General features: G+C 42.6%; 11 protein-coding genes and 1 pseudogene. 7 read left to right on the top strand and 5 right to left on the bottom strand.

Features of this window, described 5'->3' with window-relative positions; translation table 11 throughout:
* Window positions 1-3 precede the first annotated feature (3 nt).
* Both U0033_RS11855 and U0033_RS11850 read left to right on the top strand, forming a co-directional pair.
* The gene (locus U0033_RS11855; RefSeq protein WP_072361409.1) at window positions 4-8,961 is read left to right on the top strand and encodes an Ig-like domain-containing protein; all 8,958 of its coding nucleotides are present in this window, start codon (window positions 4-6) and stop codon (window positions 8,959-8,961) included.
* 19 nt (window positions 8,962-8,980) lie between these two features.
* A complete protein-coding gene (locus U0033_RS11850; protein ID WP_083571536.1) occupies window positions 8,981-9,895 on the top strand; it encodes a PorP/SprF family type IX secretion system membrane protein in 915 nt (304 codons plus the stop codon).
* 163 nt (window positions 9,896-10,058) lie between these two features.
* Here the strand turns inward: U0033_RS11850 and U0033_RS11845 are convergent, their stop codons facing one another.
* Entirely contained in the window at window positions 10,059-10,574 is a 516-nt protein-coding gene (locus U0033_RS11845) for a hypothetical protein (protein WP_072361415.1), read from the bottom strand.
* Window positions 10,561-11,148 carry a DUF6915 family protein gene (locus U0033_RS11840; protein ID WP_072361418.1) on the bottom strand — a complete coding sequence of 196 codons (588 nt, stop codon included), beginning with the start codon at window positions 11,146-11,148 and terminating at the stop codon, window positions 10,561-10,563. Before U0033_RS11840 ends, U0033_RS11845 begins: the two co-directional genes overlap by 14 nt.
* Window positions 11,149-11,350: 202 nt before the next feature.
* On the opposite strand from U0033_RS11840, the gene U0033_RS11835 reads away from it, so the two are divergent.
* The 3 genes from U0033_RS11835 to U0033_RS11825 all read left to right on the top strand — a co-directional run bounded on the left by U0033_RS11835 (window position 11,351) and on the right by U0033_RS11825 (window position 15,702).
* The gene (locus tag U0033_RS11835) at window positions 11,351-11,926 is read left to right on the top strand and encodes an RNA polymerase sigma-70 factor (protein WP_072361423.1); all 576 of its coding nucleotides are present in this window, start codon (window positions 11,351-11,353) and stop codon (window positions 11,924-11,926) included.
* 82 nt (window positions 11,927-12,008) lie between these two features.
* Window positions 12,009-13,004 (top strand): FecR family protein, encoded by a 996-nt coding sequence (locus tag U0033_RS11830; protein ID WP_072361426.1) that lies wholly within the window; start codon window positions 12,009-12,011, stop codon window positions 13,002-13,004.
* 13 nt (window positions 13,005-13,017) lie between these two features.
* The gene (locus tag U0033_RS11825) at window positions 13,018-15,702 is read left to right on the top strand and encodes a TonB-dependent receptor domain-containing protein (RefSeq protein ID WP_083571537.1); all 2,685 of its coding nucleotides are present in this window, start codon (window positions 13,018-13,020) and stop codon (window positions 15,700-15,702) included.
* Between the two features lie 524 nt (window positions 15,703-16,226).
* Here the strand turns inward: U0033_RS11825 and U0033_RS11820 are convergent.
* Both U0033_RS11820 and U0033_RS11815 read right to left on the bottom strand, forming a co-directional pair.
* Window positions 16,227-16,763, bottom strand: coding sequence for a hypothetical protein (locus tag U0033_RS11820; protein ID WP_072361432.1), 537 nt, complete (start codon window positions 16,761-16,763; stop codon window positions 16,227-16,229).
* A 41-nt stretch (window positions 16,764-16,804) separates the two neighbouring features.
* Complete coding sequence (locus tag U0033_RS11815; RefSeq protein ID WP_072361435.1) at window positions 16,805-19,450, bottom strand: outer membrane beta-barrel protein; 2,646 nt, start codon at window positions 19,448-19,450, stop codon at window positions 16,805-16,807.
* 387 nt (window positions 19,451-19,837) lie between these two features.
* Between U0033_RS11815 and U0033_RS11810 the strand changes: the two genes are divergently transcribed.
* A complete protein-coding gene (locus U0033_RS11810) occupies window positions 19,838-20,311 on the top strand; it encodes a hypothetical protein (protein ID WP_072361437.1) in 474 nt (157 codons plus the stop codon).
* 140 nt (window positions 20,312-20,451) lie between these two features.
* On the opposite strand, the gene U0033_RS11805 is transcribed toward U0033_RS11810, so the two are convergent.
* Entirely contained in the window at window positions 20,452-20,880 is a 429-nt protein-coding gene (locus U0033_RS11805) for a VOC family protein (protein WP_072361440.1), read from the bottom strand.
* A gap of 119 nt (window positions 20,881-20,999) precedes the next feature.
* Between U0033_RS11805 and U0033_RS11800 the strand changes: the two are divergent.
* A pseudogene (locus U0033_RS11800) lies at window positions 21,000-21,224 on the top strand (transposase); the annotation flags it as partial.
* Between the last annotated feature and the right edge of the window lie 28 nt (window positions 21,225-21,252).

Below are 21,252 nucleotides of genomic sequence, written 5' to 3'. Positions count from 1 at the left end.
TATATGAACTATACCTTTACACGATGCATCCGCATATTATTGCTGATCGTCGTAACTGTTACTGCCTTCCTTTCCGGTAAGGCACAGTCTGTTCTGTCTACCCTGGAAACAGGAGGCGTTTATACAGCAGTTGCGAAAGATGCCAATAATAACATTTATGCCACCAAACTAAATAGCGCTACAAATCTATATGATCTAGTGAAGTTTACAGGCGGCACCGGTACCCCAACTTTGATATATTCTCAATTGAATCTGAGCCATGGAACGGCTATTCGGGCGGATAATCCATGGGGGATAGCTGTTAACGCCAATGGCGATGTGTTTGTGCTGAACTCATTTGAGTCGGGCAATGGCCAGATCATCAAATTGCAAAGTCCTTCCTATCTGGCCGGCATTATACAGACCGGGAAGTATTTCTCAGCGATTACTTTAGATAAGAACAATAACCTGTTGGCAATTGAATATGACGACACAAAGTCAAAATTTGCTATAGTAAAGTATCCAGCCGGGCTTGAATCCTCAGTTGGTACTACCTTATATGATGGTATTGCTTTACCGGCAGCAGGAACTTCTTATCCATGGGGGCTGACTACAGACTCACATGGTAATATTTATTTTACAGATTTCATGGAGAGTGCTGCACATCCTGCAGGTGCTATTATGAAACTGACCTATCCGGGTTATGCGGTGTCTACCCTCGCAACAGGCAGGGAATTTTCTGCGCTGGCCATGGATGCCAGTGATAACTTGTATGCGATTGAGGCGGTGAGAAAAGGTGTATCGGCGGTAGTAAAATATACAGATCCCACAGCTGCAGGTTATATCGTTGATTCTTCTTTGACAGTATCAGGGATTGGATATCCAACGGGGTTGACTGTCAGCAGTACTGGTAAAGTGTATGTAGCGGATGGATTTGCAAGTGGGAATGGGCGGTTAATCAGTATGGTATCACCTACTGTGGTGAGTGCGAACAATAGCGGAGCGGCCATTTCCAATTCGACCACCTTGTACTATACGGTGGAATTCAATGTTAGTGTATCAGGCGTTTCTCCTGGTTCTTTTACATTGACCACCACAGGGGTAACAGGTGCCAGCGTAGTTAGCGTAACTCCAATGAGTGCGACTACTTACCAGGTTATCGTGAATACCGGTACAGGAGATGGAACCATCCGCCTGGATGTAACAGGTGCCGGTATTACACCCGCTATGGGTAACGTACCGTTTGCCGGAAGCACGACTACGATTGATAAAACAGCACCGGTGATTTCCCTGGCTATCAATGGAGGGGCAACTGTTACCAATTCCACCAGTATTACACTAAGTGAAACTGCTACAGATGCGGATGCCACCAAATTAATGCGTTTCTCCCTGGATAGCAGTCTCTGGACGCCTTATGAACCTTTTGCCGCGAATAAATCCTATATCGTGACTCCAGGAGAAGGGCTGAAGAAAGTTTATATGGAGGTAACGGATGGTGCAGGAAATGTGAGTGGCATAAGTGCCAGTATTACGATGGACCTGACACCACCTGTTGTTACATTTACGTCAGCGGTACCAAATATTACAAATCAGTCATCTGCAGTCTTCCAGTTTACAGCTAATGAACCAGTGAGTAAATATGAGGCCAAACTGGATGGAGGATCTTATGTGCTCACTACTTCTCCTTTGACATTTACAGGTTTATCTGAAGGACCACATACCGTAGATGTCAGGGCTGTGGATATTGCCGGCAATAAAGGAAGTGGCACTACTTATACCTGGTCTGTTGATCAGACAGCGCCCACTATTCCAAGTATCAGTTATCCGGCAGCGGGTACCTATACGATAGGGCAGGCCGTAACACTGACAGCAAATATGAGTGAGGCGGTGTATATGGTTGCTACAGGTTCAGATGTTCCATACATCAATATAACGATTGGTAATACAACAGCGAAGGCTGTATATACATCCGGTACAGGTACAAACGCATGGACGTTCACTTATACTGTACAGGGTGGTGACCTGGATAATGATGGTATTACACTGGTGTCTCCATTGGAGTTGAATGGCAATGGACTTATAGATGTTGCCGGCAACACGTTGGTACCATCGTTTACAGCAGCTGCATCAGGGATCAATGTAAATGGTATCCGTCCGGTCGCAACGCTGAATGCACCTGCTGCATCCAATGCATCAACGATAACAGTTACACTTGGATTTGATGAATCAGTGACGGGTGTGAACACTGGTTCACTGGCATTATCTGGAATAACCGGAGCCTCAGTGACCAGCGTTACGCCTGATGCAACAACGGCAACTGATACATATACTATTGCCATTTCGGTGCCGGCAAACAGAAAGGGAACCCTGCATATCGCATTGGCTGCTGATGCAGCAACTGCTGTGCAGACTCACAATAAGAATGCTGCCGCTACTGCCGATGTGGACTATGATAACACTGCACCGGTTATAACCAGTATTGATGTGCCGGCGGATGGCTATTATAAGGCAGGTAGTATATTGAGTTTTACGGCTAGATTCGATAAGAATATCACAGTAGGCACAGGAAATCTTTATCTGCCTGTAACAATAGGTAGTTCAACTGTACATGCTGCTTATGTAAGTGGCTCGGGTACGAAAGATCTTATCTTTAGTTATACGGTGGTAGCTGGTGAAAATGATGCTGATGGTATTCAGATTGGTACTGCGCTGACAGCAGATGCAGGTACCCTGAAAGATAGTTATGGTAATGAAGCAAATACTACTGTCAATGGAGCCGGAGCTACGAACGGGGTATTGGTGAATACGATTATACCTTCTGTAGTATTATCTTCTACCAGTACACTTGTAAATGGTAAATTCTCTGTGACAGTTACATTTAGTGAATTAGTGCTTGGTCTGTTGGATGAAAATTTTACAGCATCAAATGGTATAGTATCTAATGACCAAACCACGGACAATATCGTTTATACTATTGATGTAACACCATCTACAAATGGAACCGTATCTATTCAGCTGCCAGCTGGTGCTGTTGTAAATATCGGAGACAATGGTAACTCGGCTTCGAATGTGCTGCAGGTAAAAGCTGATTTTACCCCTCCGGTAGTAGTAAGTGTAGATGGACCGGCAGATGGTTATTATCATGAGGGAGATGAGTTGAAATTTATAGGTCATTTCAGTGAAGATATTGATGTCAATGTCGTAGGCCAGGCGCCTTATATGGCTTTGAATATGAATTCTGGTGTAGTGCCTCTTACTTATATTGGTAAGGATAGCACGAATGGAATGATCTTTAGTTATACAGTAAAAGCCGGAGATGACGGTGGCGATCATTTGTCAATGGGAGCAGGTATTTCAATAGCTTCTTCATCAGTGACGGATAAGGCTGGAAATAATGCGGGTTTAGTATTATATGGCATTCCATCACTAAGTGGCGTAAAGATAAATACAACACATCCGGCAGTCACATTATCAGCAGGTATACTGGTGAATGGAGCTTATACTGTAACAGCCACCTTTGCTGAAGCCGTAAGAGGCTTATCTGCCAGTGAGTTTACTGTTGTCAATGGTACAGCCAGTAACGTACAAACCAGCGATAGCATTGTTTATACAGTGACAATCACCCCAACCGGAAATGGTTTGGCAAGCGTTACCTTACCGGCAAATGCAGCTGAGAATATAGCACGTAATGGGAACTTAGTTTCTAATACAGTCAATACAGTAGTAGACCTCACAGCGCCAACTGTCACGGGTGGATCTGCACCAGCTGCTGGTTATTATAAATCAGGAGCCGTGTTGAACTTTGCTGTCAACTTCAGCGAAGTGGTAAATGTAACAGGTACGCCTCGTTTGGCTATCACAATGGGCAGCAATACGGTATATGCGAATTATACCGGAGGTACAGGTACTGCCATATTGAACTTCTCTTATACTGTAGTGAATGGAGACCAGGATCTGGACGGTATCGCAATCGACTCATTAATCGATGGAAGTATTAAAGATGCAGCGGGTAATGCTGCGGTGCGTACACTTGTCGTTGTGAATCCTGCCGGTGTACTGGTAAATACAATTGCACCAGTTATCACCCAGGTGATGGTTCCTGTAAATGGTATTTACAATGCGACTCAGACACTTAATTTCTCCGTACAGTTCAATAGAATAGTGAATGTAACAGGAACCCCGGTTTTACCACTGACGATTGGTAGTGCTGTTGTAAATGCTACTTATTCAGCCGGCACCGGTACCAATACACTTACATTCAGCTATGCAATTCAGAATGGAGAGAATGACCTGGATGGAATTGAACTTGCAGCCCTTACTGGTACGATTAAGGACCAATATGGCAATGATGCGGAACTGGCATTGCATAATGCAGGAAGCACTACCGGGGTATATGTTTATACGGCTAAATCTACGGTGATCCTCACATCTTCACCTGCTCTGGTGAATGGCGCCTTTAATATAACAGCTACGTTTAGCGAAAAGGTAAGGGGCTTAGCGGCTGCTGACTTTACGGTGACCAATGGAACAGCCGGTACGCCACAGACGAGTGACAGTATTATTTATACTATTACAATCACACCAACAGCTGAAGGTAATGTAACAGTTACCCTGCCAGCAGATGTGACTGTGAATAAAGGTAATAATGGTAATACTGCTTCTAATACCCTGACTACCGTAGTTGACTACACAGCACCTGTTATTAATGTTGTTACTGCTCCGGCCGATGGATATTATAAATCTGGTAGCTTATTGACCTTCACTGTTACTTATAGTGAGGTGGTGAATGTAACTGGTACACCACGCATACCGTTTAATATTGGTAATAACCTGGTTTATGCGGATTATAGCAGTGGTACCGGTAGCTCAGTACTTACCTTTACTTATACGGTGAAAAATGGAGATCAGGATCTGGATGGCATTTCGATGTATCCTTCCCTGAACGCAACAAATGGCAACGCTGCTGATGCAGCTGGAAATGCAGCTGAAACAATTATTGATAGCAGGCCTGATACACATGGTGTATTGATAAATACAATTGCACCATTGGTAAGTGCTGTAGATGTACCTGTAAATGGTTATTACAACGCAGGCCAGGCACTTGGTTTCACTGTTCATTTTAATAATGTAGTAAATGTAACAGGGGCTCCAGTATTGTCTGTAATAATTGGTAATGCTACTGTAAATGCTGCTTATACCGGTGGTACTGGTACAAGCGAATTAACATTCTCTTATACTGTACAGGATGGAGATAATGATCAGGATGGCATTAGTTTATCAACGCTCACAGGTACAATTAGAGATCTGTATGGTAATGACGCCGTATTAACCCTGAATAATGCAGGTAGCACAGCCGGAGTATTTGTTAATACAGTGCATCCAACTGTGACCTTGTCTACATCTGCTGTTTTGGTAAATGGAACCTTTGAGGTGACTGCAAGCTTTAGCGAGGCAGTTACGGGTGTAGCTGTTGCCGATTTTGCGGTAACGAATGGTGTAGCCAGCAATCTGCAGGCAGTTAACAATAGGACCTATACCGCTACTATTACACCATCTGCAGATGGTAATGTAACTGTTAAGTTGCCTGTTGATATAGCCGTGAATATTGGTAACAATGGCAATACAGTTTCTAATACACTGACGATAGCGGCTGATATAACAGCACCTACTGTAACCAGCATGGCGGTACCAGCGAATGATCATTATAAGGCGGGTGATGTATTGAACTTCTCTGTCACTTTCGCAGAAACTGTGCATGTAACAGGTACGCCACGTATTGCGATTTCTATGGGTAGCCATACCGTATATGCTGATTATACAAGCGGATCCGGTACTTCCACTTTAAGCTATTCTTATACAATAGTAGATGGGGATCAGGACCTGGATGGAATTGTAATTAATTCATTAACTGGTGGAACTATTACCGATGCAGCGGGTAACACAGCTATATTAACCTTTACATCGCCGAATACAAATGGAGTATTGGTAAATACAATAGCCCCGGTGATTACGCAGGTAAATGTTCCTGTTGCTAGTTACTATCACGCAGGTCAGACACTTGATTTCTCAGTTCAGTTTAATGCTAATGTCAATGTAACAGGCACACCTGTCCTCCCGATTACAATTGGAAGTACAGTAGTGAATGCGGGTTATACCGGTGGTACAGGTACTAACACACTGACCTTCTCTTATACCGTGCAGGATGGAGAGAATGACCTTGATGGCATTGTTCTTTCTGCGCTGACAGGAACAATTCAGGATGTGTTTGGCAACGAAGCGGTAAACACGCTGAATAATGTGGGAAGTACTGCAGCTGTATATGTTTATACTGTGCACCCAACAGTAGTGCTGTCTGCAGCTGCTACGCGTGTGAACGCTCCTTATACAGTGACCGCTACCTTTAGCGAAGCAGTTACTGGTCTGGCACTTGCTGATTTCACTGTAGCCAATGGTATTACCAGCAACCTGCAAACAACAGATAATATTATCTATACTTTCACAATGACTCCGGCGACGGATGGTAATGTAACAGTTTCCCTCTCTGCTGATGCCGCTGTGAATGTTGGTAGCAATGGTAATACGGCTTCTAATACTTTAACAGTTTTAGCAGACCTGACAGCGCCGGTTGTTACGAATGTAACTGTGCCAGGTGCAGGTTATTATAAGTTAGCAGATGTGCTGAACTTCACCGTTACTTTCGGGGAAACTGTGAATGTAACAGGTACACCACGTATCGCTATCCGCATGGGCGCGGACACCGTATATGCTGGTTATACTGCCGGTAACGGAACTTCAACTTTAAGTTTTGCTTATACAATTGTAAATGGAGACCAGGACCTGGATGGTATTGCTCTTTCAGCACTGACAGGAACAGTTAAGGATGTTGCCGGAAATGATGCTGTACTTTCATTTACTGCTCCTTCCACAACAGGTGTATTAGTTAACACAGTAGCACCGGTAATCACCCAGGTAGGCGTTCCTGCCAATGGTTACTATCATGCAGGTCAAACACTTGACTTTACTGTTGCGTTTAACGCAGTTGTGAATGTAACAGGTACGCCTGTATTGCCAATCACGATCGGCAGCTCTACTGCAAACGCTACTTATAAAAGTGGTTCAGGTACCAATACACTGAGTTTCTCCTACACCGTACAGGATGGGGATAATGATCTGGATGGTATTGCTCTTTCAGCACTGACAGGCAGCATTCAGGATGTATTTGGTAACAGCGCTGAGAATACACTTCATAATGCTGGAAGTACCAGCGGTGTATATGTTTATACAGTACATCCAACAGTGACCTTATCTACTTCAGCAACTTTGGTAAATGGTGCATTTAGCGCAACAGCTACCTTTAGCGAGGCGGTAACGGGATTAACTGCTGCTGACTTTACTGTAACCAACAGTATTGCGGGCAACCTGCAAACAAGTGATAATATCACTTATACGCTTACAATCACACCAACTGCCGATGGTAACGTAACTGTTACCCTGCCAGCAGATGCCGTTGTGAATAAGGGCGATAATGGTAATATTGTATCAAATACGCTGACGGTAACATCAGATGTAACAGCTCCGGTGATTAACAGTGCTCAGACATTCAGCATAGATGAATACAGTGCAGCAGGCACAACCCTGGGTACAGTGACCGCTGTAGAAGCTACCAGCACCCTGCAAAACTGGACCATTACCAATGATCCATCCGGTGCCTTTGCAATCAACGCTGCGACTGGCGTACTCTCTGTAAAAGATGAGGCTGCGCTGAATGCTAACGTTAATGCAACAGTATCACTGACTATCACTGTAAGCGATGGCCTCAATGTGAGCAATGCTGCTACGGTAGCTGTTTCAGTGATCTATGTACCACTGCCACCTACAGATATCAACCTGGATAATCAGACGATCGTTGAGAATACACCAGTTAATACCCTGGTAGGTCATCTCTCTGCTGTAACCGCTGAACCAAATCCAGTGTATACTTATACATTAGTGACAGGTACCGGTAGTACTGACAATGCATCCTTCACCATTTCCGGCAATCAGTTGCTCACCGGCGCTGTACTGGACTACGATGTGAAGAACATTTATACAGTCAGAATCCGTGCTACCCTGGCTAACGGTCTGTATACTGAAAAAGCGTTTACGCTGCAGTTGGGCCAGGTAAACCAGGCACCAATCATGAACCCTGTAGCTGACCAGGAAGTATGTGATATGACTACAGCACAGACCATCCAGACCAGCGGAGCTTCTGCTGTGGAAGATGGACAAACCCTGAGCTATACTGTAAGGGCAGACCAGCCATTCTTCACCTCACTGGTGGTAAATGCAAATGGTCTGATCACTTATCACCTGCAACCAAACATCAGCGGTACAGTACATGTAACCGTTACCTTGAAGGATAATGGTGGTACAGCTTACGGTGGTGTAGATACGCTGGCCAGCACATTTGCCATTAAGGTAAATGCGTTACCAACTGTTACGATCACTGCTGATCAGGATACCGTGATCTCCAAAGGAACAGCCATGAATCTGGCAGCTACTGGTGGTGTCAACTACGAATGGTCAAATGCAAGTGGTATTGTAAGCGGTCAGCAAACGGCCACTCTCCAGATCAAACCTGTAGAGAACACCGTATACGCAGTGACCGTAACTGACAATAAGGGTTGTGTCAACGAAGGGGCAATGACAATCACTGTAGTGAATGAATTCAAAATTGACGCTACCAACCTGCTTACTCCGAATGGTGATGGGGTGAACGATAAATGGATTATCAATGACCTGAGCCGTTATCCAAACAATGACCTGACTATCTACGATCGTTCCGGCCGTGTTGTATATCGTACAAAGAATTACAGCAATAACTGGGATGCGACTTACAATGGTAGTCCGCTGGCAGAAGGTACCTATTATTACATCCTGAAAGCAGATGGATATAACACTCCTGCCAAAGGCTTTATTTCAATCATCAGGGACCAGCATTGATCCCATTAACAATTAGGTTATGAGCTTACAGAAATATATATGCTTATTCTTACTTGGAGGTCTTTGCATGGCCCATGAAAGTAAGGCACAGACATTAGGTAATTCTCAGTCATTGCTGGAACCATCCGGTACACAATATTTCCAGAACCAGTACCTGGCCAACCCGGCCATGGCTGGTCTGGAAACAGGAATGCGCCTCAATGCGGCCTACCGTCGTCAGTTGGGTGGTATCATCGGTGCACCGGTAACAGCTTTTGCCTCCGGCGATTGGCAGGTGAATAACCGGGTAGGAGTAGGTGCCCAGGTGATGAGCGATAAAGCAGGTTTGATAGATCGTACCCGTGTTGCGATGACCTATGCTTACCGCATTCCCCTGGGATTGAATGAACAACAGTTACATTTTGGTTTATCGGCTGTATGGAATGTACAGCGCCTGGATGAAAAGGCAATAAATGGAAATACAAATGATCCTTCTATTGGCGCATTCAACCGCAGGGATAACTATTTCGAAGCAGAATTCGGGATGGCTTATACTGATAGACATCTGAATGTACAGGCTGCATTACCGAATGTTCGTAACCTGTTCACAGGAAATAACCTGGGTGTAGATGGCGGTGGTCTCTTTTATACGGCAGTATCTTATAAATTCCTGCCTGAGACTGATGAAATTACTTCCATCGAACCTAAGCTGGCATATAGAGGTGTGAAAGGATATGACAATATCCTGGATGCCGGATTGAATGTAAGTTTCCTGAACAATGTTGCGAATATTATGGGCATGTACCATAGTTCTAAAAGTGTCACGTTTGGAATCGGTGTAAATGCCTGGGAGAAGGTGGCTGTGCAAGCTATGTACACGACGCAGACAGGAGGGATTAAGACGTATGTGGATGGCGCGTTTGAGATAGGGGCAACCATAAGGCTCTTTAAATAAAAAAAGAAAAACCGGTTCTGAAAGGAACCGGTTTTTTTAATGATCATACTTAAAGGTTGAACCCCTTAACTACGAAATATCCTTTTAATTCGTATTCATTTAACCCATAATCAACCCTGAAGCTCGCCATGTTAATTAAAAAACCTGTAGACTATGTTATTTTCTATATTGTAAATAACAGGATGTCACCTTTATCTTCATCGCTTTTCCCATACACTTCATCTCCCGTTTTCTCATCATAATCGACAATTTCCCGGAGGGTAGAGCTATGCATCAGCTTTATGGCATTATCTGCGCTATAAAAACTTCCATTGCCGATCATCTTGAACTCACCTGCATCCGGTATGTCCAGCAGGTTGATGATATACCATTCCAGTGTATCAAACTGTTCCTGTTCTGCATCGTTGTATTCATTAAATTCTACGAGTGCCTCATCATTGCCGCTTTCCCAGGAGAAATTCATGGTACCTTTTTCTTTGACCCTTGCGATTAACCAATCTTTAATAGCAGCCTCACCTTCCTGGATGCTCGTCAGCCTCTTTTTTTCATGCTCTGCTCTGAAGTCGTTATAGTTAAACGCAGCCCCCGGTTTTGTTTTGGGTAGGGAGGTGTTTTCGGGGAATGCCTGCGAGGCTTTATTACCCAGCAGTTTGTCAAAGAATGATTTAAATGCGTTCATCTTCAAGTTTTTTTATTTGTTTAATATCTGGGGTGTGTTGCCACTTTTCTGTTAACTTCACGAACTTCAATAGTTCAACAATGTTTGCGCCCTCCAGGTGGCTGGCCCATTCCAGCGCATAGTCAATGCCCATCATTTCCTTTACTAAGTAAACACCAAAGTTGCTGTGCGTAATGATCAGGCTAGCTGGTAATCCGGACATAACAAGGGGGAGGAATACAAATTCTTTCAATAATGTGTCTGCCGGATTTACAGGGTTAATCAAATCAGCCAATGCATCGTCAGTATAGGTAAACCAGTTATTTAAGGTAGGTACAAATCCCATCAGATCTTCCCGGCAGTGTTCCGCGGCGATGTCTCTTATCAGGATCGTTTGCTGGTCAGCATTTACCAGTGTTTCTCCAAACTTCCGGATGCAGAGTTCTATGCCATAGGTATTGTGCAGTAATACCCGGTGTTTCATGTGGTAGTAAAAAAGCTTACTGGCGTCCATGAATTTATGCACTGCGAGGTAGTCATTTGCATGGCCATTGAACTTCTTAGCGGAAAGGAGGCTGTGTTTCCAGTAATTCATGAGTTGAAGTTATAAAAATAGCGGCTAATTTATTTTATTCAAAGGCTTTTTAATTCGTCAAATCTAAAATCTATATTAATTCGTTCCAGGTTATTTTCCTCATACCTGATAATAGTAACTGTAAAAACTAACAATTGCTGCAGGATTTTAATAATTGTCAATTATTACTACCTTGCTAACCTGTTAAACGAAACAACCATTGATGGTTAAGCCAGTAAGGTCCTTATCAACCATTTTTCACGACATTAGCTCCGGCAAAGAACCCGCCTTCAATGAGCTATTTACAGCGTATTATGAAAAATTGATACTTTTTGCAAAGTATTACGTGAAGCAAAAGGAAATTGCAGAAGAGCTTGTTTCTGCGTTCTTTGTCAGGCTCTGGCTAAAAAGAGCACAATTATCAACCGTTGGCAATCCTGCCGGCTTCTTATACAGTGGTGTCAAAAATGCGGCTTTAAACCATATCAGGGATCAACAAAAACACAATATAATGATCAGAGAGCAGGAAGCCGGCGAACTGTTTCAATTCCCCGAAAATAGCGATGCTGCTAAAACAGTTGATCAAAAAGAACTGCAAGAGCAACTTAGGAAGGCGATTGCAGCCCTGCCTGAACAACGCCAGCTAATATTCCGCCTGGTCAAAGAGGATGGTCTGAAATGTAAGGAAGTGGCTACCCTTCTTGACCTTTCTGTGCGAACCATTGAAAACCAGGTATATCACGCATTGAAATCCCTTTCTGCAACCATAAGATCCTACCTGGGATATCTTCCCAAATAACCCCATTAAAAATAATTTTTCCCGGTAATAAGTAGTTGACCTTATTTCAGTGTCATTATAAGTGAGCTGTAAATAATTACTTATGGACCAGGATCATTTTATATTACTATATACAAAGAAACTAACGGGCGAAATCTCCCCGGAGGAGGAAACGCAGTTACACCAGGTAATGTCTGCCAATGAAGACCTGCGGCTTTTGGCAATGGAGCTGGACCGGCTTCAACCCCAAAGCACTACTACTCTCCATGTAGATATGCGTTTAAATGAAGTCTGGGCTGAGATAAGAGCACAGGAGCAGCCCGCTGAAATCAAGCCGCTGAAGCATGTTCAATTGCTGTGGATGAAAGTAGCAGCCGGGTTCTTGCTGATGCTGACAGTTGGAGGTGCATTATTATACTATGCTGATAAGCCGGCTGCTGCATATACTACTATTGCTGCCAGCGCTGAGAAAATATTCCAGGTTTTACCGGATGGCACAAAGGTTTGGTTAAACCGATCCTCACAGATAAAGTATAACTACGGAGCGAATAAAAGGGAGATTTTCCTCACCGGCGAAGCCTTTTTTGATGTTGCCGCCAATGCAGCTGTACCCATGCAGATACATGTGCGTAATATCGATGTGCAGGTATTGGGCACCGCATTCAATATCGATGCCTATGAAAATAGTAAACATATAGAAGTAACGCTGGTAAATGGAAGCGTAGAAGTGGTAAGCCGTGAAAAACAGGCTCGCAAAGTGTTATTGAATAATAGCAAAAAGTTGATCATCCCGGTAGAAACAACGACTGTTGTTGCTGAAAAAGATGATTGGAAAATAACTCCACTGCAGGATCTCAGACCTGGCGAAATCAGGTGGGCAAGCGATACGCTTGTATTCAGGAAGCAACCTATGATTGAGCTTGCCGCTCAGCTAGAATTAAAATATGGTGTGAAGATCGTAATTCACAACCCTCACCTGAAGACAGTTCGCTTCAGCGGAACACTTGTAGATGCAAGTTTGCAGGATGCTTTGGAGGCTTTGAAGTTGTCTGACCCATTCACCTATACGATAGATAATAATATAGTTAATATACATTAAAAAGATAACGATCATGAAGATCCCATTGGCCTTATTTTTTTCCTTTTTGTTTACGTGTAGCATGAGTGTTGCCCAAAGCAGAAAGGTGTCTGTATCAGTCATTGACCAAGGCCTTAAAACAGTACTGGCAGGTATCCAGGCGCAGAGCCATTATAATATTATTTACAGCGATGATGTAGTACAGGATGGAATAAAGGTAAGCCTTTCAATAACTGATGCCCCTGTTAGTGAAGTGCTTCGTCGGTTGCTGAAACCGCATCGCTTAACGTATAAATTGTCTGCGAATGATATGATTGTGATTTTTAAAGATACCCTTGCAATAAATGGCCATCGTATCAGTGGCAGCGTAACTGACCAGCAAGGTAATCCTATGATAGCAGCCGGTATCATCCTGCAACTTAAATCGGACAGTACGATTGTAAAAACAGCATTGTCGGATGATAAAGGCGAATTTATATTATCAGACATCAAAGAAGGGCATTATTATCTACAGGCGACCTATGTGACCTATGTTCCCTTTGTAAAAGAAATAAATGTAAACAACAGCGATCTGGCTTTGGGCAGGATAATACTGGTGGAAGGTAATAAAGTTCTGAAATCAGTAGAGGTAGTAGGTAAAAAGGCCTTTATTGAACAACAGATCGATCGTGTGGTGGTGAATGTACACAGTCTTATCTCCAATGAAGGTGCAAATGCATTGGAAGTGTTAGCAAAGTCTCCGGGAGTGTTAGTCGATGAAAATGGTAGCATTACTTTTAAAGGAAAGTCTGGCGTGATGGTATTAATCGATGATAAGCCTACTTATCTTTCGTCAGAAAATCTGGCCACGTATCTGAAATCCCTACCTGCATCGGCCCTTGATAAAATAGAGTTAATGTCCAATCCACCGGCAAAGTACGATGCAGCCGGTAATGCAGGACTAATAAATATACGCACACGCAGTACGAAAGTAACTGGATTCCATGCCACTATCTCCGGTTCTGCGGGGCAGGCAGTCTATCCCCGTCACAGTGAGAATATCAATATGAATTATCGGGTCAATAAGGTTAATTTATTTGCAAATGCGGGGTATAATGAACGCAAAGGTTACAGAAAACTTGATCTGCAACGCAATTATTTTGATGAAGGAAATAGACCTTTGTCAGTATTCAAACAAAGGTCCTATTTCATACCTGTAAATAAAAATCCAACAATAAAAGGCGGGGTGGATTTTTATGCTTCGGCCAGGACAACAGTAGGAATGTTGCTGAACTGGTCTTCTACTAATGAGAAGGAGAATAATCCGGTATTGAGTTCATTGTATAATGGTCAGGGCGTGCTCGATAGTTCCATTAATGCGGATAATAATACAAACAGTAAATTTACGAATACAGGTGTCAATCTGAATTACAGCCATAAATTCGATTCTCTTGGAAGAACCTTGACGGCTGACTTTGATTATGTAGGGTATAGATCAAAAAATAGCCAGTCATTTCTGAATAAAACTTTCAATCCATCCGGTGATTTAATTTTCTTACAGCATATAACGAACAGCCTTCCGGCTAATATTGATATATATGCTGCTAAAGGTGATTATACATATCCTCTGAAGAAAGGGGGAAAGGTGGAGGCTGGCATAAAAGGTAGTTACGTAAATACTGATAATGAAGCACGCTATTTCAATGTAGTGGACAAAAATGAAATCTTTGATGAAACCCGCAGCAACCATTTTTTTTACAAAGAGAAAATTGCTGCTGGCTATCTGAATTTCAATAAAGACTATCATCGTTTAGCAATTCAGCTTGGATTGAGAGCAGAAAACACGAATGCACATGGGCATCAGACAGGTAATTCAGTGCAGGCTGATTCGGCTTTTACACAAACCTATCTTAGTATTTTTCCCACTGCCTATCTTTCATACAAGCTTGATTCCAGTGGTGATCATAAACTGAATGCATCCTATGGCCGCCGTATTGGCCGGGCTTATTACCAGGATCTGAACCCGTTTATTACCATCATCGACAAGTTCACTTATTTCGCAGGTAATCCATTTCTGAAGCCGCAATTTTCCAGTAATTATGAGTTGACCTATAGCTATAAAAGTACTTTTAATACGACTTTATTATACAATTACAGTAGTAATATTCAAACGGAAACTATTGAGCAGGCAGGCAATATTTTCATCAGTCGCCCGGGTAATATTGGTAAAAAGGAATACGTAGGTATTACCGTCTATCTCTCCCTGCAACCAGTAAAGTGGTGGACTTTTAATGTCTATAACGAGGGCATATACGTGCATTATAAGGGGAATTTGTATAGCAGCGATCTGAGTAAGGGAAAGGCATACTGGTATGGAAGTATTACCAGCCAGTTTACCTTCGGTAAAGGGTGGTCTGCAGAACTGAGTGGGTACTACATTACCAGCACTTTGATGGGACAGTTTGTAAGTATTCCTACAGGACAGGTGGGTGCTGGTGTGCAAAAGAAAATATTAAAAGATAAGGGAAGTGTTTATGTCAATGGTCGTGACGTGTTCCATACACTCTCCCCTAGTGGTAAGATCACGAATATTCCGGGTGCCACTTCGAATTATCATAATTACCTGGATACACAGATTGTTACGGTTGGGTTTACTTATAGCTTCGGTAAGTTGGTGACCAATCAGGAAAAACGGCAAACAGGGAGTGCAGAGAGCGAAGAGAGCAGGGTGAAGAAATAGAACTAATTAGCAAATTCACATTTTTTATCCGCATAGAAAAACCGCCTTAATAATAATTGAGGCGGTTTTTCTATGCGGATATTTTTTCAGAAATTACTCACCTTTTAACCGCTTCATGCCGTTAATGAAGGCAACCAAAAATAACAGATGCATCAAGGCACCTATCAATTTCTCTTTCGTATTCATATGCTGCTGATTAAATAGATATCTGGATAAAATGAGTATGGTAAAAGCTTGTTGTTAATTATTTTTTTTAACCCGAAGGAAATATCAAAAAGCCCCTTGAATATTTAATTTGTATAGAAACGATGCTGTCCGTATCTCTTACATGGGTTACGGTGTAAAAATGCCCCAGTAAATGCCCTCACTAAAAGCAAAATTACAATCGCCTTGCCCCCAACAGGCTTGGGCTAAATGATGTCGCCAAAGCACTGATGGCTAAAAACAAAGGAAATAGTCTGCAATGCTGAACCGTAGTTGAATAAAAAAATGGTTGCAGTTTTGAGCTGCAACCATCATTTCATTTAGTTACCATAAGTCAGGAAGATCCTCAACGGAGTAGGATAACTCTGTCCTGAAGCTACCGGTAATGGGGCAGTATAAGTATATGCTCCCGCTGGTATACTTACTGTTACAGTTTGCCCATTCCCTACCGTTACAGAAGGCCCATAAAAGAAGGTTTCTGAAGTACCATTAGGTTTGGTAAATCCAAGGCCTATCCTGACTGTTTCAGATGGTCCGTTTGCATTATAAACGGTAGCAGTGTAGCCTGCCAATACCTGGATCGTCATCGGCGTAAACAAGGTAGGATCAGACCAGTAAGCACCATAAGAGAACTGTCCGGCAGGATTGGTGTAATATCCACCTGGCGCACTATTGGTCCAGCTTTCCGTTACCCCGGGAGAGGTCGTCTGGGAAGTCGTAATACCAATATTAGTTGTCTGGATCACTGAATAGCTTGCAAAATTGCCCGCTGATACAATGTAGTACTTGGTAGGGGGATCTGCTTTGGCAAAAATTGAACATACACAAAGCAACAGCAAAATGATCGTTTTTTTCATGTTGAGGGATTTGGGTTTGGGTTTAAAAAATAAAATCCTGGTTATTTGAAATGTCTGAAATTATACGTTAAACTGAATAATAAATAGCGTCCTCTCGTCTTGCTCCAGGAATCAGCTATCTCCGAAGCGCTCACGGTTCTGCTGGCACCAGACTGCTGATTCAACAGATCCACACAGGTTATTGCCGCCTGCAAGGCCTTGCTTTTTAAGAAGCGGTAACGTACTACCGGAGAAAGGACCGGAAAGTCAGGCTGGTAATCCGCGGGTAGGCTGCTATTGTAGTTGTAATACCAGGTCAATCCGCTTTCCAGGTTTTTCCAGGAATAAAGTCCTTTACCGTTAATGCCTGTCTGAAAATACCTGGTGCTTACTCCACTACTGGTCGACATAATGTTATACCCCGGTTCTACACTAAGACTTAGATCCCAGCCTTTCTGGTTATTATAGGTACAGGTAAGATCACTATTGGTCATGAATGTACGACTATCATTCCGGACACCATTGCTTAAAACGGGATTTTTTGAATAGACTGCAGCTCCCGTTATATTAAATATCAGCTTGCCCGATAATGCAGATGTGGCGTAATTAAGTGTGAGGTTGGCGCTCCGTGTGCCTTCCAGGTTCACGGGTTTACTGAGTTGAGCTCCATTAGCCAGCAAGGTGCCTGATTGGGCAATGCTATGTTCCGTAAAGCTGGCACTCATGCTGATAGTAAAGAGCCGCATAGTACCTATTTTAATGGCATTATAGCTCATATTAAAGGTGTGGGTATATGGTTGCTTCAAATCAGGATTTCCTTCCTGTATGAAGAGAGAATCCGATGTTACGGTCACTGGCTGTAATTGCTGGATGGAGATCGAAATTGGTTTGCCGTTATAACCCAGCATCAGGTTTTTCCCGTTTTTAGGGCTGAGACTCAATAAAGCCTGCGGTAGCAGGTTGATGAAGTGACGGGAAAACTGCGTATGTTCACTTACATTATTTGCCAGCAGCCAGTCGCCCTGCAGCCCTGCACCCAAAGTAATATTCAGTATGCCTGCCTGCCCCCTGATGGAAGCTTGTGCTATACCACTGTGATAGTTGCTGGTGAAGTTATTACTCTGGGTTGGGTCCAACTGGTCATAATGTCCGTTAGCATTATTGAATTTATAGGTGTTATAAATGTTATTGTCTTTATTAAAACCATAACTACCCTGTGCTGTGAAATTATAATTCTTACCCAGTGGTTTGGTATACATCGCATTCGTTCCAACATTGAAGCTACCACTCTTATTGTCCGTCAGCTGATGAACATTTTTGCTGAAGGATGTATATGCTGTCACGGTTTCATTCAGCGAGTTATGTGTATTTTCAGTATTACGTATGTTCAGGTTCGCTATGAGTAGTTCCCCTATTTTTGTACCCCGACGGGTTAGCTGAAAATTTGAACTTAGCTGGGTGTTATTACTTTTACCACTACTCGTTCCGGATGATTGATAGATCTGTGTGCCGGTGTTTGCATAGTGTTGGGTACTTTCTTGAAAACTGGTATTATCAGCACTATTCAGATTCATCATCGGGATTATACTGAGGGTGGTCCGATCATCCGGATTGTAATCTATCTTCCCGTTAAAACGGTGTGAGCGCATTTGGTTCACACCATTGTTAGACTGGCTAAGGGAAGTAGAGGAGTCTCCGGGGTATATAATGAGCGTTTGAGACCTGGATGCTACTTCGCTCCGGGTATCATTTGCCAGGTAGCTACCATTATATTTGAGCGTAGCATTACGGCTGTCGCGGTAGTTCAAACCGCCGTTCATAACCCTCCTGATGCCATTGTTTTGTTGTACCGGATCGGTGCCGTTTTTCTCTTTGTCAACATTACCTGCATCTGCAACAATGGACAATTGCTGACTACCATTCATATGATTCAGATCTCCGTTGATGGTGTAGGTATCACCCGTGCCGGCACCAGCGCCTAGCTTACCGAAGTTTCCTTTTCTTTTATCCGATTTTAATACAATGTTCAGGGTTTTGTTACCCGGAAATCCCGGCTGGGGCGGTGGCCCGGGCATATTGTTATGGATGTTGGTAGCATATACCTGTATTTTTTTCACGATCTCTGCTGGCAGGTGTTCAAGCGCCATGGATGGTTCGCCGGAAAAGAACGGTTCTCCATCTACTGTGATCTGGTCTACAGGCTGACCATTGATGGTAATAGTACCATCGTTCCGGATCTGGATACCAGGAAGCATTTTAAGTAGTTCTGCCAGCACAGCATATTCTTTCGTCTTAAAGCGACTGGAATTATATTCCAGGGTATCCTTCTTCACAACGATAGGAGGCTCCAGTATAACAACGGTGTCCAGTTCTCTTACCCGTATGAACATAAAGATGGTATCCATCTTTACCAGGTTGTGTTCACTATCAATGGTAAACGCCCTTTTTACAGGGGCCAGGCCCTGGAAAGAGATATTTAAGGTGTACTGGCCAAAAGGAATATTATCAGCACTGAAACCACCGCTTTTATCGGCGAAAAAGGACTTTCTGATAACATTATCTTTTGTGATAGTAATAAAAGCATCTTTGAGCTGCTGATGGGTAACGGTATCAGACAGCTGGCCATATATTTTGCCGGTTTGTTGTGCGTGTGCTGTAAAGGAGGCAAATAATATCAGGTAAACAAATACGGGCTTATGAAAACTCATTCCAATGGAATTAGACAAGCATCCTTCGTATTGAAAGATACTTGTAAAATTAAACTAATCTGCGACCTAACCTAATTTGCATCAAATAAACCAAAGGAAATAAGGATAGGAGTGGAGCCTGATCCAGGGGCATAAGTGTGAGTATAAAAGCTGGAAGGATAGTGGTAGCTTGCAACAGGGCATAAATGAAATTGTTGTAGTTTAATTTATGGCAGGCAATTTTTTAATCCCACTCACAAATTAGGTAATAACCAGCAGCCGGAAGAAGTGTCAATATGTATATTTTTTACCGATATCCCACAGCTTGTAAAATTTTGTAACATTTTTAAGCAAGCATCCGTTTAAATCATTACAAGCAATCCATTAACCTACATTAAGCAATCCCATATGAAAAAGATGCTATTCTTATTCTTTCTCGCTATAACCAGTTTTTGCCCAGGTTGCAAAAAGGACGAGGCTAAAGATCCCTGTGCCGGATTTGCATGGCTAACAGCGCCTACTGTGGTGAAACTTACATTTATTGATAAGACCACCGGTGAAAATATCCTCCTGGCAAAAAATATAGATGCCTCAAAGATTACCATCACACCGCAGACCGATATCTCAGGCATAAGTACAGGCAAAGGGTATAAAGATGGTGTACTAGCCTTTCATATTGAAGATTATCTGAAAGGGGAATTCAAATACAGCATCAAGATTGATGGAGTGGGCACAAGTACACTTGCATATACTAATGAAGAAAAGCTATTAGATAACCCCTGCCACCCAAGTACAATCATAGTGCATGAACCTGCCATCACGGAATACGCGTATACTACTACCAGAGACGGCACCTGGTTTATTATTACAGTTAAAATATAGCAAGAGGTGGCTTGAGGAAAATTGAAATGTAAATCCAATACAACAACGTATTTGTTCCATCAGGAAACTGCTGGTATCAAAAAAAATGTCATTGCGGGCTAACTCGCAATGACATTGAAATACATACCAATATTATAAACTTATAATCCCGGATCAAATTCTACGATCCATTCAATCCCATATTTATCCCTGAACATCCCAGCATATGTGCCCCATGGCGTATCACCAATTTCTCCTTCCACTTCTCCGCCTTCAGATAAACCATTAAATATCTTGTCAGCTTCTTCGCGACTTTCGGCACTTGCAACTATCTTAGATCTGTTTTCATTTTCATTTACCCTGCCCATAAAATCAGGTACATCGTTTCCAATTAGCACATTATGCGCACCTATTGGTAATGCAATGCGCATAATTTTATTCGCCTCATTTTCGGCTACCTGAAATTCATCACTTGCCAGGTCTTTAAAACGGATGATCTTGCCGAACTCACCACCAAAAACTGATTGGTAAAAAGTGAATGCGGCCTCGGCATTGCCGTTGAAGTTAATCCATGGATTGATTGTTCTCATGATTATTATTGGGTTGATTATTCCCTATATGCTAATTTAAGTTTTTTCTTTTTTAAGGGAGTAAGGTGCGGACCCTATTCTCAATTCTTTTTTTACTTCAATCTGCCTTAATACTATGGAAGGGTAAAAACTTCCCGGAGCTACATGCTCATATCATGAATTTCAAAGGCTGGTTAAAAGGGATTCATCATCGTTGTTCTGAAAATTATATGCAGGCATACCTGGATGAATTCCATTTTCGATTTAACAGAAGAAATCATATGGGCAGTATAATGCACAAACTTTTAATGAGGATGGTAGCGACTGCTCCTTTATTTATCACATTACGAGAGGTAAATGGGTAATTCTAAAAATAAAAGCAAGGTTATCCAT

Origin of the sequence: Chitinophaga sancti (assembly GCF_034424315.1) — a bacterium.
Taxonomy (GTDB): Bacteria; Bacteroidota; Bacteroidia; order Chitinophagales; family Chitinophagaceae; genus Chitinophaga; species Chitinophaga sancti.
Note: the sequence above shows the minus strand (reverse complement) of the source record. Positions and strands in the feature narration are given on the sequence as shown.